The following is a 14,396-nucleotide window of genomic DNA, read 5'->3' as shown; positions in this document are numbered from 1 at the left end:
TGCCACGACGGCCGGATATTCTAGCAGAGTCGACGCCGGAGGCAAATTGCCAGACACCATCTCTTCGTTGCCGCCTCGCGTATTGCGCGTGGCGATTCCCACCCCCCTGAGACGCCTGTTCGACTACCGCCCGAGCCGTGAAGCGCCGCCCGGAGGCTGGCAGCCCGGCCTACGCGTGCGCGTGCCGTTCGGTCGTCGGCAGATGGTCGGCATAGTCATGGAGTGCGGCGATCGAAGCGATTTCCCCTTGGACCGGCTGAAGCCGGTGGAGGCTTGGCTGGACGCCGAGCCGCTGCCCGAGGACTGGCTGTGGCTGTGCCGTTTCACTGCACGCTACTACCAGCATTCGCTCGGCGATACCCTGCATCAGGCCCTGCCCGTGCTGCTGCGCCAGGGCCGCCCCCTGGCCGGACGCATGCGTGAACATTGGCAGGCCTTGGCGCCCCCCTGCGATGACGACCCGCGCCTGCGGCGTGCGCCGCGCCAGGCCGAGTTGCTGGGCATGCTGCGGCAGCATGCCCATGGACTACCCACCCAGGCGGTAGTGGCCCAGGGCTTTTCGCGCGAGCAACTGCTGGCGCTGGTGGAAAAGGAATTCATTGCCCGGCAGGAGATTCCCCTGAGCGCCGCCGAACCTGCCACCGAGCAACTGCTGGCCGAGCCGGCACTGCCACTCAACCGCGAACAGGTCACGGCGCTGGCGGCTCTGCACGAGCGCCTCGACGGTTTTCACCCTTGCCTGCTGCACGGCGTGACCGGCAGCGGCAAGACCGAGGTCTACCTGCAACTGATCGAGGCGGTTGTCGCCCGTGGCCGCCAGGCCCTGCTGCTGGTACCGGAGATCGGCCTGACGCCACAGACCCTGGCACGCTTTCGCAAACGCTTCCGGGTGCCGGTGGTGGCACTGCACTCGGGGCTAACCGACAACGAGCGCCTGGATGCCTGGGAAGCAGTGTCCAGCGGTCGTGCGCCGATCGTCATCGGTACCCGCTCGGCGATCTTCACGCCGCTGGCACGGCCTGGTGCGATCATCGTCGACGAGGAGCACGACGGCTCGTTCAAGCAGCAGGAGGGGCTGCGCTACCATGCCCGCGACCTGGCCGTGGCGCGTGCCAAGCATCATGCCATCCCGCTGCTGCTGGGCAGCGCCACGCCGTCGCTGGAAAGCCTCTACCATGCCGAGCGCGGCAATTATCGCCACCTGCACCTGACCCGGCGCGCCAGCCGACACGCCCCGGCTCGGCTGGAGCTGATCGACTTGCGCGGCCGCCCACGCCAGGGCGGCCTGATTCCGCCGGCGATCGAAGCGATTCGCGAGTCGCTCGAAGCCGGCCATCAGGTTCTGGTGTTCATCAACCGCCGCGGCTTCGCGCCTACCCTGGCCTGCCACACCTGCGGCTGGATGGCCGATTGCGACCACTGCGACGCGCACATGACCCTGCACCGCCAGCCGCCGATGCTGGCTTGCCACCATTGCGACAAGCACCGCCCGGTGCCGGACGCCTGCCCCGGCTGCGGCAGTGCCGACCTGCGCCCGTTGGGCAGCGGCACCGAACGCACCGAAGAGACCCTGGCGGCACTATTCCCCAAGGTGCCGGTTCACCGCATTGACCGCGACAGCACTCGCCGCCGCGACGCCTTCGAGCAGACGCTCGCTGAGGTCAGGCGCGGCGAGCCCTGCCTGCTGGTGGGCACCCAGATGCTGGCCAAGGGGCATCACTTGCCCCATGTCACCCTTTGTAGTGGTGGTCAATGCCGACGCCGGGCTCTATGCCAGCGACTTCCGCGCCCTGGAGCATAGCGCCCAGCTGCTGATCCAGGTAGCCGGCCGCGCCGGCCGCGCCGCGCACCCCGGTCGCGTGCTGGTTCAGACCCTGCACACCGACGACCCGCACCTGCGGCTGCTCGCCGAGCGCGGCTACGATGCGCTGGCCGAGCAGCTGCTCGCCGAACGCCGCGCCGCCGCCCTGCCGCCCTTCCGCTTTCTGGCACTGCTGCGCCTGGAGAGCCCTCGCGAGGAGGCCGCCATGACGCTTGGCCGCGAGGCGGCGGCCATGCTGCGACCGTGGACCGGCGAGCACGCCCCCGACGTGAGCTGCCTGGGCCCGGTGCCTGCACCCATGGAGCGGCGCCAGAACCGCTACCATGTCCAGTTGATGCTGAGCGCCGGCCGGCGCAGCCAGTTGCACGCGGCCTGCGCTCAACTGACCGCCTGGCTCGAGGCATCGCCCGAGGCGCGCCGGGTGCGCTGGTCGCTGGACGTCGACCCGCAGACACTGAGCTGAACGCGGCCTTTAAAGCGGGGGCACAATTGCCGATAATGGCCGACCAGCCCAATTTTCGTGGCCGCGCCTTTTCGTTCGCGAGTGCCTCAGGCTTCGTCATCACCTCGTGCGCCCGCCGCTACAGGACATAACCGCTTCATGAAAGAGACGATCATCTCCCTGCTCGAGAACGCCCTCGACACGCTCAAGCAGCAGGGCACGCTGCCCGCCGACACCGCACCGACCATCAAGGTCGACCCGACCAAGGACAAGGCCCATGGCGATTACGCCACCAACCTTGCGCTGATGCTGGCCAAGCCGGCCGGCAAGAAGCCGCGCGAGCTGGCCGAAGCACTGGTGGCCGCCCTGCCGGCGAGCGATGCCGTGGTCAAGGTAGAGATCGCCGGCCCCGGGTTCGTCAACTTCTTCGCCGCCGCCGACGCCGCCGCACAGGTCGTGTGCCAGGTACTCGACGCCGGCGACGCCTTCGGTCGCAGCCTGACCGGGCGTGGCCGGAAGGTCCAGGTGGAGTTCGTCTCCGCCAACCCCACCGGGCCGTTGCACGTGGGCCATGGCCGCGGCGCGGCCATCGGCGACTGCATCTCGCGGTTGCTCGAGGCGACCGGTCACGACGTGACCCGCGAGTTCTACTACAACGACGCCGGTGCCCAGATCGTCAACTTGGCGCTGTCCGTTCAGGCCCGCGTCAAGGGCCTCACCCCCGAGGACGAGGCCTGGCCCGCCGACGGCTATCGCGGCGACTACATCAGCGAAGTGGCCAACGACTATCTGGCCGGCGAGACGGTGCATGCCGACGATCGCCACGTTACCGCCAAGAGCGATCCCGATGACCTCGACGCCATCCGCGACTTCGCCGTGGCCTGGCTGCGCCGCGAACAGGATCTCGACCTCAAGGCCTTCGGCGTCTCCTTCGACGTCTATTTCCTGGAATCCTCGCTCTACCGCGAGGGCAAGGTCGAGGAGACGGTCGAGCGGCTGATCGAGAAGGGCCACACCTACGAGCAGGACGGTGCTCTGTGGCTGCGCACCACCGACTTCGGCGATGACAAGGACCGGGTGATGCGCAAGTCCGACGGCAGCTACACCTACTTCCTGCCCGACGTGGCCTATCATCTGAACAAGTGGCAGCGTGGCTTCGCCACGGTGATCAACGAGCAGGGCGCCGATCACCACTCCACGGTAATGCGGGTACGTGCCGGCCTGCAGGCGCTGGAGATCGGCATTCCCCAGGGCTGGCCCGACTACGTACTGCACCAGATGGTGATGGTGACCCGCTCGGGGGTCGAGGTGAAACTCTCCAAGCGCGCCGGCAGCTACGTCACCGTACGCGACCTGATCGACGAGGTCGGTCGCGACGCCACGCGTTTCTTCCTCGCCGCTCGCCGCGCCGACTCGCAGCTCACCTTCGACATCGACCTGGCCCGCGCGCAGTCCAACGACAACCCGGTCTACTACGTGCAGTACGCTCACGCCCGTGTGTGCAGCATGCTGCGCAAGGCGAAGGCCCAGGAGCTCGGCTTCGATCACGACTTGGCGATGGTCAGCCTGGCGAAGCTCGAGGAGGACCAGGAGAAGGCGGTAATGAACCGACTGGCGCGCTTCCCCGAGGTGGTCGCGCATGCCGCTGACTGCCGCGAGCCGCAGCAGGTAGCCCAGTACCTGCTGGATCTCGCTGCGGAGTTCCACTCCTGCTACAACGCGGTGAAAGTCATGGTCGACGACGACGAGCTGCGCAACGCCCGTCTGGCCCTGGGCCTGGCCACACGCCAGGTGCTGCGCAACGGCCTCGACCTGCTGGGCGTCGGCGCCCCGGAGGAAATGTAAGCCATGGCCGCCCAACGCACACCCAAGAAACGTGGCGCCACTACCAGCCGCAAGCGCGCCTCCACCCAGCGCCAGGGCTTCCGCCTGCCCGGCTGGGTGTGGGGGCTGGGCGGCCTCATTGCGGGTTTCCTGCTGGCTCAGCACCAGCACGGCACCGCTCCGTGGCAGCCGGGTAGCGACTCGCCGCTGGCCAAGCTGATCCCGCGCACGCCTTCCGAGGTGAGCGAACCCGCGCCCACCATCGAGCCGCGCGAACCGCCCATGCCCACCTTCGAGTTCTATACCCTGCTTCCCGAGGAGGTCGTGGCACCGAAGGAGGTCGCCTCGACCGCCTCACCGCCGGAACCAACGGTCGAGGTGCCTCCACCCATCGACACCGACGCCGCCGCCGAGCCGGCACCGGCCGACGATCCCATCGCCCAGGTGATCGCTGCCAACCTGCGCGACGAAGTGAATGCCACACCGACCAATGAAGCGGAAGCGCCGGCAGGCACGCGCTACATGCTGCAGGCGGCCTCGTTTCGCCAGTCGGACGATGCCGAGCAGTTGCGCCAGCGCCTGCGCAACCTGAGCCTGGTGGCCCAGGTCAGTCAGGTTCAGTCTGCCGATGGCCAGACCTGGCATCGGGTGATGGTGGGCCCCTACGACGACACCCGCGAACTCAACCGCGCCGAGGACCTGATGACGACCCAGGGAATCACGCCGCTGCGACACCGCGCCACCAACTGAGGAACGAGCGACGCCAGCGAGGAATCGCCTTGCGATTCGCCGGCCCTGCTCATCGGCGCTTGAATTCGATGGCCACTGCCCACACCTAACCTGAACGCTCATTCACGGCCCCCGGCGCAGCGGGGCGCCGAAAGTCACCGGGAGCCAAGGCTCCCCGTTACGGAGTTCTCTCCATGACCACGATCGTTTCCGTGCGCCGCGGTGACCAGGTTGCCCTGGCCGGCGACGGCCAGGTATCGCTGGGCAATACCGTGATGAAGGGCAATGCCAGCAAGGTGCGCCGCCTTTATCGCGGCCAGGTGCTGGCCGGTTTCGCCGGCGGCACCGCCGACGCCTTCACGCTGTTCGAGCGTTTCGAGGCGCAGTTGGAAAAGTACCAGGGCAACCTGGTCAAGGCGGCGGTGGAGCTGGCCAAGGACTGGCGCACCGACCGCGCCCTGCGCCGGCTCGAGGCACTGCTGGCGGTGGCCGACAAGAACGCCTCACTGATCATTACCGGCAACGGCGACGTGGTGGAACCGGAGCGTGGCATCATCGCCATCGGTTCGGGAGGCAATTTCGCCCTCGCCGCAGCGCGCGCCATGCTCGAGAACACCGAGCTCTCGGCCACGGAAATCACCGAGAAGTCCTTGGATATCGCCGCCGACATCTGCGTGTTCACCAACCACCACGTCACTCTCGAAACGCTCTAAGGGCTGCCACCATGTCCCAGATGACCCCCCGCGAGATCGTCCACGCTCTGGATCAGTACATCGTCGGTCAGCAGGACGCCAAGCGCGCCGTCGCCATTGCCCTGCGCAACCGCTGGCGGCGCATGCAGCTCGACGACGACCTGCGCCCTGAAGTCACCCCCAAGAACATCCTGATGATCGGCCCCACCGGGGTGGGCAAGACCGAGATCGCCCGGCGCCTGGCCAAGCTCGCCCGCGCGCCCTTCATCAAGGTCGAAGCGACCAAGTTCACCGAGGTGGGCTACGTCGGCCGCGACGTGGAGTCGATCATCCGCGACCTCACCGAGGCCGCCATCAAGCTGGTGCGCGAGCAGGCCAAGGACGAGGTACGCAACCGCGCCGAGGACGCCGCCGAGGATCGCATCCTCGACGCCCTGCTGCCACCGCCGCGCGGCCAGGAGGACAGCCCGCGCAGCGACAGCTCGACGCGCCAGGTCTTCCGCAAGAAGCTTCGCGAGGGCGACCTCGACGACAAGGAGATCGACATCGAGATCACCCCGCAGGGGCCGGGCATCGATATCATGACCCCGCCGGGCATGGAGGAGATGACCAACCAGTTGCAGAGCCTGTTCTCCAACATGGGCCGGCAGAAGACCGAGACCCGACGAGTCAAGGTCAAGGACGCCTTCGCCCTGCTGCGCGACGAGGAAGCCGCCAAGCTGGTCAACGAGGAGGAGATCAAGCATCGCGCCATCGATGCCGTGGAGCAGAACGGCATCGTCTTCCTCGACGAGATCGACAAGGTGGCCAAGGGCAGCGGCCAATCCAGCGGCGGCGAAGTCTCCCGCGAGGGTGTGCAGCGCGACCTGCTGCCACTGATCGAGGGCTCGACTGTGTCCACCAAGTACGGCATGGTCAAGACCGACCACATCCTGTTCATCGCCTCGGGCGCCTTCCATCTGTCGCGCCCCTCCGACCTGATTCCCGAGCTGCAGGGCCGCCTGCCGATCCGGGTCGAGCTCGAGGCGCTGACGCCGGAGGACTTCAAGCGCATCCTCACCGAGCCTTCCGCCGCCCTGACCAAGCAGTACAAGGCGCTGCTGGCCACCGAGGGGCTTGAGATCGAGTTTACCGAGGACGGCATCGAGCGCATCGCCGAGATCGCCTGGAAGGTCAACGAAGGCACCGAGAACATCGGCGCACGGCGCCTGCATACGGTGATGGAGCGACTCCTGGAAGACGCCTCGTTCAAGGGCGCCGATTTCGGGAGTCCCCTTTCCGTCGATGCCGCCTACGTCGACTCCCAGCTCGGCGAGCTGGCCATGGACGAAGATCTGTCGCGGTATATTCTTTAAAGCGCGGCTACACCGCGCGAAGAGGAAAGAGGGAAGAAATGAAGAGGGAAGCAGTGCCATGCTCTCCCTCTTCTTGTTTCGCAGTGCCGCTCTTCTGTCTTACGTCTCACTGGAGATGCCCATGACCGCCCCCATTCCCACCAAGATCCATTATCACAAGAAGGCCCGCGAGCTGGAGCTCACCTACGACGACGAGAGCCATCGGCTGCCGGTGGAATACCTGCGCGTCTACTCCCCCTCCGCCGAGGTGCGCGGCCATCACCCCAGCCAGGCCGTGCTGCAGGTGGGCAAGAAGGACGTCGGTCTCAAGAACGTCGAGCCGGTGGGTCGCTATGCCATCAAGCTCGCCTTCGACGACGGCCACGACAGCGGCCTGTACAGCTGGGACTACCTATTCGAGCTGATCCAGAACCGCGAGACCTACTGGGCGGATTATCTCGAGCGCCTGGAGAAAGCCGGCGCCAGCCGCGAGCCGCTGGGCATCGAGATCAAGCAACTGTAGCGGGGTCAAAGACAAGGAAGCCGGGGGGAGGCTACAATAGGGCGCAAATTGAGGTCCGTTCCTCACCTTTCCGCAGCGATTCGGGAGCCTTTTTCGCATGAGCCCTCACTCCACCCCTGGGGACCAGCGCACCACCCACTTCGGCTACCAGGAAGTGCCTGTAGAGGAAAAGGCCTCGCGCGTGGCCGATGTCTTCCACTCCGTGGCGGCGCGCTACGACGTCATGAACGACCTCATGTCGCTGGGTATCCACCGGCTGTGGAAGCGCCTCACTATCGAGCGCAGCGGGGTACGGCCGGGGCATAGCGTACTCGATATTGCCGGCGGCACCGGCGACTTGACGCTGAAGTTCTCACGCATGGTCGGTCCTCGTGGCCGTGTAGTGCTGGCCGATATCAACCAATCGATGCTGCGGGTCGGCCGCGACAAGCTGCTCGACAACGGCGTCGGCGGCAACGTCGAGTATGTTCAAGCCAACGCCGAATGCCTGCCGTTTCCCGATAACAGCTTCGACTGCATCACCATCGCCTTCGGCCTGCGCAACGTCACTGACAAGGACGCCGCGCTGCGCTCCATGGCTCGCGTGCTCAAGCCCGGCGGCCGCCTGCTGGTGCTGGAGTTCTCCAAGCCGAACAACCCCATGCTGACCCGCGCCTACGACGAGTACTCCTTCCGCCTGCTGCCCTTCATGGGCCAGATGGTGGCGGGCGACTCCGACAGCTATCGCTACCTGGCCGAGTCGATTCGCATGCACCCCGACCAGGAAACGCTCAAGGACATGATGGAAGCGGCGGGCCTGGAGCGGGTCGAGTACACCAACCTCACCGGGGGCATCGTCGCCCTGCATCGCGGCATCAAGCTCTGAGGGCGCAATGACGTTGACTCCGACCCTGCTGCTGGCCGGCATCGAGCGTACCCTCAATGCCCTGCTCGCCCGCGATCTGGCCGCGCCCGCGCGCCTGGCACGGCTGTCCGGTAGCCGGGTGCTGCTGCGTCTGGAGCGCCCCTCCCTGGCCCTGCTGCTGAGTTTCCATCACTATGGCGTCGACTTGATGCGTCAGGAAGCGCCCGACGAGAGCAGCGCCGATGCCGTGGTCGAGCTCGATGCCGAGACACTGGGGGAGCTACTGGGCGGCGAATCGATGGAGCGGTTGATGTTTCGTGGGCGCCTGGCGGTGCGTGGGCGGGTACATCTGCTCGAGGAAGTTCGCGACCTGTTTGTCGACCTCGATATCGATTGGGAGGGAGAACTCGCCCAATGGCTGGGTGACGTGCCTGCACACAGCCTGGCCGAGGGATTGAGGCGCATGGCCCGCTGGGGCCTGCGCGCCCAGCAGGAGATGCGTGCCGATATCGCCGAGTACGTGTTCGAGGAAGCGCGCCTGCTACCCGGACGTCACCAGCTCGAGGCCCTGCGCGACCATCTCACCGAGCTGGAGGTTGCCACCGACCGTCTCGACGCCCGACTGGCCAGGCTGCGACGTCGGTTGGAACACGAGGCCGCGCCATGATGGGGCTTCGCCTGCTGCGCATCATGTGGGTTATCACCCGCTACCGCCTCGATACTCTGCTACCGCTGCAGCGCCTGCCCTGGTGGCTGCGCCTGGCCTTCCTGCTCTCGCCGCTGCGCCTGGTGCCGGTGGGACGTCGCACGGGTGGTGAGCGTCTGCGTCTGGCACTGGAGTCGCTGGGCCCGATCTTCGTCAAGTTCGGTCAGTTGCTCTCAACACGCCGCGACCTGCTACCCGAGGAGATCGCCAACGAGCTGAGGCGGCTGCAGGACCAGGTGCCGCCCTTCCCCGGCGATGAAGCCAGGGCGCTGGTGGAGTCCGAGCTGCGCATGCCGCTGGATGTCGCCTTTGCCCATTTCGAGCCCGAATCGCTGGCGTCGGCCTCCATTGCTCAGGTGCATGCCGCTCGCCTGCACGGCGGTGAAGATGTGGTGGTCAAGATCATCCGCCCAGCCATCGATCGCGTCATGCGCCAGGACATGGCGCTGATGTACCGGGTGGCCGGTCTGCTGACCCTGATTCCCGAAGCGCGTCGACTGCGGCCGGTGGAAGTGGTGCGCGACTACGAGGCGACCCTGTTCGACGAGCTAGACCTACTCAAGGAAGCGGCGAACACTTCGCAGCTCAAGCGCAACTTCAAGGATTCGCCGCTGCTTCACGTGCCCACGGTGCACTGGTCGCATACCCGCCGACGGGTCATGGTGCAAGAACGCATTCACGGCATACCGGTGGCCGACATCACCGCGCTGAGGGCCCAGGGCACCGACCTCAAGCGCCTGGCCGAGCGCGGTGTGGAGATCTTCTTCACCCAGGTGTTTCGCGACAACTTCTTTCACGCCGACATGCATCCGGGCAACATCTTCGTCGCCCGCGAGCACCCTCACGACCCCCAGTACATCGCCATCGACTGCGGCATCGTCGGCAGCCTGACCCGCGAGGACCAGGACTACCTGGCACGCAACCTGCTCGCCTTCTTCCGTCAGGACTACTATGAGGTCGCCGCGCTGCACATCGAGTCGGGCTGGGTGGGCGAAGATACCCGGGCCAACGAGTTCGCCGCCGCCATCCGCACGGTATGCGAACCGATCCTGGAGAAGCCGCTGAAGGACATCTCCTTCGGTCAGGTGTTGCTGGGGCTGTTCCAGACTGCACGGCGGTTCAACATGGAGGTCCAGCCGCAGCTGGTGCTGCTGCAGAAGACCCTGCTCAACATCGAGGGGTTGGGGCGCCAGCTGTATCCCGACCTCGATCTATGGAGCACCGCCAAGCCTTACCTGGAACGCTGGATGCACGAGCGCGCCGGGGCGACGGGCCTGTGGGAGTCACTCAAGCGCCAGGCACCGGAGCTGTCACGCCAGCTCCCCGAGCTGCCGAGTGTGGCCCACCACGCCCTCAGCCGCATCGAACACGAGCATCGCCAGCGCCGCCGCCAAGCCCTGGCCCTGGGCGGCATTCAGCACCAGCTTCGCGAAGGCCGCCGCGGCGGGCGCCGCATGCGCCTGGGGGTGCTGCTGGCCGGGCTGGCACTTGCCTGGCAGCCGCTGACCGAATGGGCCGCGGGCCAACCCTGGCCGGTGCTTGTCGCCGGGCTGCTTGGCCTCGTGCTGCTGGCCTGGCAGTGAACTTGATCCATCGCAATGGGAGTCGCCTGCATGCATGATATTCTCGATGAACTCTTCGACGTGCTGAGCCAACGCCGCAGCGCCGACCCCACCGAATCCTACGTGGCCGCCTTGCATGACAAGGGGCTAAACAAGATACTCGAAAAGGTCGGCGAGGAAGCCACGGAAACCCTGCTGGCAGCCAAGGATGCCGAAGCGGGTGGCGACGCCGAACGCAAGGCAGTGGTCGCCGAAACCGCCGACCTGTGGTTTCATAGCCTGGTGATGCTTTCGCATCTCGGACTCGACCACCGGGACGTGCTAGACGAGTTGGCCCGACGCTTCGGAATTTCCGGGCACGAAGAGAAGGCCGCAAGGTCAAAGTAAAATTGGCTTCCGGATCCGCCGGAAACCCGACTCAGAGGTAACCTCCATGTTAGGTGGCATCAGTATCTGGCAACTGCTGATCGTACTCGGCATCATCATTCTGATCTTCGGCACCAAGAAGCTGCGTAACGTCGGCTCCGACCTGGGCGGTGCGGTCAAAGGCTTCAAGCAGGCCGTCAACGAGGAAGGCAAAGACAAGGACGGCAAGACGCAGGCCAAGGTGAGCCACGAAGAGCAGCCCAACACCTATGACGTTCACGCCGAGGAGAAGAAGGCGGCGGACAGCGTCGAGGAACGAGAAGAGCGCAAGTAAGCCTCCATGTTCGATATCGGCTTTCTCGAACTCCTGATCCTCGGCATCGTGGGCCTGCTCGTGCTCGGCCCCGAGCGCCTGCCCAAGGCGGCGCGCACCGTGGGGCTATGGGTGGGCAAGATCAAGCGCACCGTGTCGAGCATGCAGCGCGAGATCAACTCTCAGCTCGAAGCGGAGGAGCTGCGTCAGAAGCTCAAGGAGCAGCAGACCAAGCTCGACGAGAGCCTGAACAAGGCCAAGCGCGACGTGGAGAGCATCGCCGAACCCACCTCGTCGACGCCACGCAAGGGCAACGACGAGCGGACCGAGGTGCCGGCGCGTGAGCCCGACAGCGAAACGCCACCGGCATCGAAGCGGCTCGACGATGCACTGGCCAGCGCCAGGACCCCGGACAACGTGCCCTCTCCCCCCGACGATGACAAGGACGCCGCTTCCCGATGAGCGACTCCGACGACAAGCAGGAACTTGGCCAGGCCCCCTTGATAGAGCACCTGATCGAACTGCGTTCGCGCCTGCTGCGTGCCGTGGTGGCAGTTTTGGTGATCTTCCTGGGGCTCTACCCATTCGCCAACGAAATCTACACCTTCGTGGCGCAGCCGCTGATGGGCTTGCTGCCGGAGGGGGCGCAGATGATCGCTACCGAAGTGGCCTCGCCGTTCCTGGCTCCGTTCAAGCTGACCCTGGTGGTGGCGGTTTTCATCGCCATTCCTTTCGTGCTGCACCAAGCCTGGGCCTTCGTCGCCCCTGGGCTCTACGACAACGAGAAATCGCTGGCCCTGCCGCTGCTGGCCTCCAGCGTAGGGCTGTTCTACGCCGGCGCCGCTTTCGCCTACTATGTGGTCTTTCCGCTGCTGTTCAAGTTCTTCACCCAGACCGGGCCGGAGGACGTGGCGGTGATGACCGACATCAACCAGTACCTGAACTTCGTACTCAAGATGTTCTTCGCCTTCGGCGTGGCCTTCGAAATCCCCATCGCCACCTTTCTGCTGATCCTGTCCGGCGCCACCACGGTAGAAAGCCTGACGAAGAAACGGCCCTACATCATTCTGTGCTGTTTCGTGATCGGCATGCTGCTGACACCTCCCGATGTGATCTCGCAGAGTCTGCTGGCGATTCCCATGTACCTTCTCTATGAAGTGGGCATCCTGTTCGGTCGCCTGGTGCGGCGCCGGAGGTCCAGGTCGGAGGAGCCCGAGGAAACGGCACCGCTGAAGGGGCGTGACGACGCCTGACTGACCTGGCAGACTTTCTCATGAAGCAAGACGCCCCCGCTCGGATCGGAGCGGGGGCGTCTTGCATAACGGCTGGCGACGCTCAGAGATCCATCAGCTCGTCGATACGGTCGACCAGCTTGAAGATCCCCGTGGCGGCCTCGCCGATCCGGGTGGCCAGCATATAGGCCGGCGTAGTCACCACACGGTTTTCGAAATCAACTACGATATCCTCGACGCCGCAGCTGCGATGCAAGCCGCCCATGGAGCTGATCGCACCAGAGACGCCGGGGTCGTGGCCGACGGTCACGGCGATGCCGGGTCCCAATACCTTGGGCACCAGGGCAGGAGTGATGCACATCAGGCCGATGGGCTTGCGTGCCTGGTAAAACGGCGCCAGCGCCTCGACCAGTTCCGGCAGCGGCTCCATGTCGCTACCGGCTTCGGCAAAGTTCGACAGATTCTTGGCCGCACCGAACCCACCGGGAAGAATCACCGCGTCGAACTCGTCGACCTCCAGCTCCTCCAGCGGCGCTATGTTGCCCCGTGCCAGGCGAGCCGATTCGACCAGTACGCTGCGCGACTCGCCTTCAATGATGTCGCCGCTACGGTGATCGATCACGTGAAGCTGCATGATGTCGGGGGCGAAGCAGCGATAGCCGATGCCCAACTGATCCAGCCGCAACAGGGTCAGGGTAGTCTCGTAGATCTCCGAGCCGTCCTGGACACCGCAGCCCGACAGTATGACCGCCACTTGTTTGCTCATGCCTTTCTCCTTGTAATGAGGCGCCTCGAATGAAGGGCTCTGCCTGAATCCTGAGCCCACACTTTAGAGAGTCGGGCCGGGTGCGACAAGGCGTGACTTCCCGCGCAGGGTGGCGCTGATATACTCGATGAAACCCATTCGAACGCATCGCACTGTCACCCTTGCCGGGGCACACATCCGTTACGTCATGGTCAATGGCGAAACGGCGCCCCACAGCTGGAGTAGAGCATCTTGAGTTTCATGACCACACGCCAGTTCCCCGCCGCGCGCATGCGGCGCATGCGCCGCGACGATTTCTCGCGCCGCCTGATGCGCGAATCGACCCTTACCGCTGCCGACCTGATCTGGCCGGTGTTCGTCCTCGACGGCGAAAAGCGCCGCGAGGCCGTCCCCTCGATGCCGGGCGTGGAGCGGCTGTCGCTGGATCTTTTGATCGAGGAAGCGCACGAAGCATACGATCTCGGCATCCCGGCCCTGGCTCTGTTTCCGGTGGTGGATCAAACGCTGAAGAGCGAACTGGCCGAAGAAGCGTACAACGCCAATGGCCTGGTCCAGCGCAGTGTGCGTGCGCTCAAGGCTGCCGTGCCGGAGCTCGGCATCATCACCGATGTGGCTCTCGACCCTTACACCATTCACGGCCAGGACGGCATCATCGACGACAGTGGCTACGTGCTCAATGATCGCACCGTAGAGACGCTGCTCAAGCAGGCGCTCTCCCACGCCGAGGCCGGCGCCGATGTGGTCGCCCCCTCGGACATGATGGATGGCCGTATCGGCGAGATCCGCCAGGTGCTGGAGCAGGAGCACCTGCACAACGTACGCATCATGGCCTACAGCGCCAAGTACGCCTCGCGCTACTACGGTCCCTTTCGTGACGCGGTGGGATCGGCCGCCAACCTGGGCAAGGCCGACAAGCGCACCTACCAGATGGACCCTGCCAACAGCGATGAGGCGCTGCACGAAGTGGCGCTGGACCTGGCCGAGGGGGCCGACATGGTGATGGTCAAGCCCGGCATGCCCTACCTAGACGTGGTGCGACGCGTCAAGGACGAACTCCGGGTGCCCACCTACGCCTATCAGGTAAGCGGTGAATACGCCATGCACATGGCCGCCTTCGATAACGGCTGGCTCGAGGCCGACGAGGTCATCCTCGAGTCGCTGACTTGCTTCAAACGCGCCGGCGCCGATGGCGTGCTGACCTACTTCGCCAAGCGCGCCGCTCGCCTGTTGGCCGGCTAGTC

14 protein-coding genes and 1 pseudogene are annotated in these 14,396 nt (G+C 65.5%); 14 read left to right on the top strand and 1 reads right to left on the bottom strand.

What is annotated here, in order from left to right:
- Positions 1-46: 46 nt before the first annotated feature.
- The 13 genes and pseudogenes from HNO52_RS02775 to tatC all read left to right on the top strand — a co-directional run bounded on the left by HNO52_RS02775 (position 47) and on the right by tatC (position 12,410).
- Positions 47-2,285 (top strand): annotated as a pseudogene (locus tag HNO52_RS02775) (primosomal protein N').
- Positions 2,286-2,423: 138 nt separating this feature from the next.
- Positions 2,424-4,109: an arginine--tRNA ligase gene (argS, locus tag HNO52_RS02770; protein WP_197567552.1), complete on the top strand. Its 1,686-nt coding sequence runs from the start codon at positions 2,424-2,426 to the stop codon at positions 4,107-4,109.
- Between the two features lie 3 nt (positions 4,110-4,112).
- Positions 4,113-4,838: an SPOR domain-containing protein gene (locus tag HNO52_RS02765; RefSeq protein ID WP_197567551.1), complete on the top strand. Its 726-nt coding sequence runs from the start codon at positions 4,113-4,115 to the stop codon at positions 4,836-4,838.
- Positions 4,839-5,011: 173 nt separating this feature from the next.
- Positions 5,012-5,530, top strand: a complete 519-nt coding sequence (gene hslV, locus HNO52_RS02760; protein ID WP_197567550.1) for an ATP-dependent protease subunit HslV — start codon at positions 5,012-5,014, stop codon at positions 5,528-5,530.
- 11 nt (positions 5,531-5,541) lie between these two features.
- Positions 5,542-6,864: an ATP-dependent protease ATPase subunit HslU gene (gene hslU / locus HNO52_RS02755; RefSeq protein ID WP_197567549.1), complete on the top strand. Its 1,323-nt coding sequence runs from the start codon at positions 5,542-5,544 to the stop codon at positions 6,862-6,864.
- Positions 6,865-6,985: 121 nt separating this feature from the next.
- Positions 6,986-7,366: a gamma-butyrobetaine hydroxylase family protein gene (locus HNO52_RS02750; protein ID WP_197567548.1), complete on the top strand. Its 381-nt coding sequence runs from the start codon at positions 6,986-6,988 to the stop codon at positions 7,364-7,366.
- 97 nt (positions 7,367-7,463) lie between these two features.
- Positions 7,464-8,231, top strand: a complete 768-nt coding sequence (gene ubiE, locus HNO52_RS02745; protein WP_197567547.1) for a bifunctional demethylmenaquinone methyltransferase/2-methoxy-6-polyprenyl-1,4-benzoquinol methylase UbiE — start codon at positions 7,464-7,466, stop codon at positions 8,229-8,231.
- A gap of 7 nt (positions 8,232-8,238) precedes the next feature.
- Positions 8,239-8,877: a ubiquinone biosynthesis accessory factor UbiJ gene (locus tag HNO52_RS02740; RefSeq protein WP_197567546.1), complete on the top strand. Its 639-nt coding sequence runs from the start codon at positions 8,239-8,241 to the stop codon at positions 8,875-8,877.
- Positions 8,877-10,499, top strand: coding sequence for a ubiquinone biosynthesis regulatory protein kinase UbiB (gene ubiB / locus HNO52_RS02735; RefSeq protein WP_197569070.1), 1,623 nt, complete (start codon positions 8,877-8,879; stop codon positions 10,497-10,499). The genes HNO52_RS02740 and ubiB overlap by 1 nt, the downstream gene beginning before the upstream one ends.
- A 30-nt stretch (positions 10,500-10,529) precedes the next feature.
- Positions 10,530-10,865: a phosphoribosyl-ATP diphosphatase gene (locus tag HNO52_RS02730; protein ID WP_197567545.1), complete on the top strand. Its 336-nt coding sequence runs from the start codon at positions 10,530-10,532 to the stop codon at positions 10,863-10,865.
- A gap of 46 nt (positions 10,866-10,911) precedes the next feature.
- Positions 10,912-11,178: a Sec-independent protein translocase subunit TatA gene (tatA, locus tag HNO52_RS02725; protein ID WP_197567544.1), complete on the top strand. Its 267-nt coding sequence runs from the start codon at positions 10,912-10,914 to the stop codon at positions 11,176-11,178.
- Positions 11,179-11,184: 6 nt separating this feature from the next.
- Positions 11,185-11,619: a Sec-independent protein translocase protein TatB gene (gene tatB, locus HNO52_RS02720; protein ID WP_197567543.1), complete on the top strand. Its 435-nt coding sequence runs from the start codon at positions 11,185-11,187 to the stop codon at positions 11,617-11,619.
- Positions 11,616-12,410: a twin-arginine translocase subunit TatC gene (tatC, locus tag HNO52_RS02715; protein WP_197567542.1), complete on the top strand. Its 795-nt coding sequence runs from the start codon at positions 11,616-11,618 to the stop codon at positions 12,408-12,410. The genes tatB and tatC overlap by 4 nt, the downstream gene beginning before the upstream one ends.
- A gap of 82 nt (positions 12,411-12,492) precedes the next feature.
- On the opposite strand, the gene elbB is transcribed toward tatC, so the two are convergent.
- Positions 12,493-13,155, bottom strand: a complete 663-nt coding sequence (gene elbB / locus HNO52_RS02710) for an isoprenoid biosynthesis glyoxalase ElbB (RefSeq protein WP_197567541.1) — start codon at positions 13,153-13,155, stop codon at positions 12,493-12,495.
- A gap of 240 nt (positions 13,156-13,395) precedes the next feature.
- Here elbB and hemB point away from each other — a divergent pair, with 240 nt between their 5' ends.
- Positions 13,396-14,394 carry a porphobilinogen synthase gene (gene hemB / locus HNO52_RS02705; RefSeq protein WP_442907171.1) on the top strand — a complete coding sequence of 333 codons (999 nt, stop codon included), beginning with the start codon at positions 13,396-13,398 and terminating at the stop codon, positions 14,392-14,394.
- The last annotated feature ends 2 nt before the right edge of the window (positions 14,395-14,396 follow it).

This window comes from Halomonas sp. MCCC 1A13316, from assembly GCF_014931605.1.
Taxonomy (GTDB): Bacteria; Pseudomonadota; Gammaproteobacteria; order Pseudomonadales; family Halomonadaceae; genus Halomonas.
The sequence above is the reverse complement of the archived record's forward strand: the minus strand, read 5'-3'. Positions and strand labels throughout refer to the sequence as shown.

Excerpts from the sequence above, each read along its gene's own strand:
- tatB (WP_197567543.1), top strand. The coding sequence starts at position 11,185 with ATGTTCGATATCGGCTTTCTCGAACTCCTGATCCTCGGCATCGTGGGC.
- hemB (WP_442907171.1), top strand. The coding sequence starts at position 13,396 with ATGACCACACGCCAGTTCCCCGCCGCGCGCATGCGGCGCATGCGCCGC.
- elbB (WP_197567541.1), bottom strand. The coding sequence starts at position 13,155 with ATGAGCAAACAAGTGGCGGTCATACTGTCGGGCTGCGGTGTCCAGGAC.
- ubiB (WP_197569070.1), top strand. The coding sequence starts at position 8,877 with ATGGGGCTTCGCCTGCTGCGCATCATGTGGGTTATCACCCGCTACCGC.
- hslV (WP_197567550.1), top strand. The coding sequence starts at position 5,012 with ATGACCACGATCGTTTCCGTGCGCCGCGGTGACCAGGTTGCCCTGGCC.
- argS (WP_197567552.1), top strand. The coding sequence starts at position 2,424 with ATGAAAGAGACGATCATCTCCCTGCTCGAGAACGCCCTCGACACGCTC.
- HNO52_RS02750 (WP_197567548.1), top strand. The coding sequence starts at position 6,986 with ATGACCGCCCCCATTCCCACCAAGATCCATTATCACAAGAAGGCCCGC.
- ubiE (WP_197567547.1), top strand. The coding sequence starts at position 7,464 with ATGAGCCCTCACTCCACCCCTGGGGACCAGCGCACCACCCACTTCGGC.
- HNO52_RS02765 (WP_197567551.1), top strand. The coding sequence starts at position 4,113 with ATGGCCGCCCAACGCACACCCAAGAAACGTGGCGCCACTACCAGCCGC.
- HNO52_RS02730 (WP_197567545.1), top strand. The coding sequence starts at position 10,530 with ATGCATGATATTCTCGATGAACTCTTCGACGTGCTGAGCCAACGCCGC.
- tatC (WP_197567542.1), top strand. The coding sequence starts at position 11,616 with ATGAGCGACTCCGACGACAAGCAGGAACTTGGCCAGGCCCCCTTGATA.
- tatA (WP_197567544.1), top strand. The coding sequence starts at position 10,912 with ATGTTAGGTGGCATCAGTATCTGGCAACTGCTGATCGTACTCGGCATC.
- hslU (WP_197567549.1), top strand. The coding sequence starts at position 5,542 with ATGTCCCAGATGACCCCCCGCGAGATCGTCCACGCTCTGGATCAGTAC.
- HNO52_RS02740 (WP_197567546.1), top strand. The coding sequence starts at position 8,239 with ATGACGTTGACTCCGACCCTGCTGCTGGCCGGCATCGAGCGTACCCTC.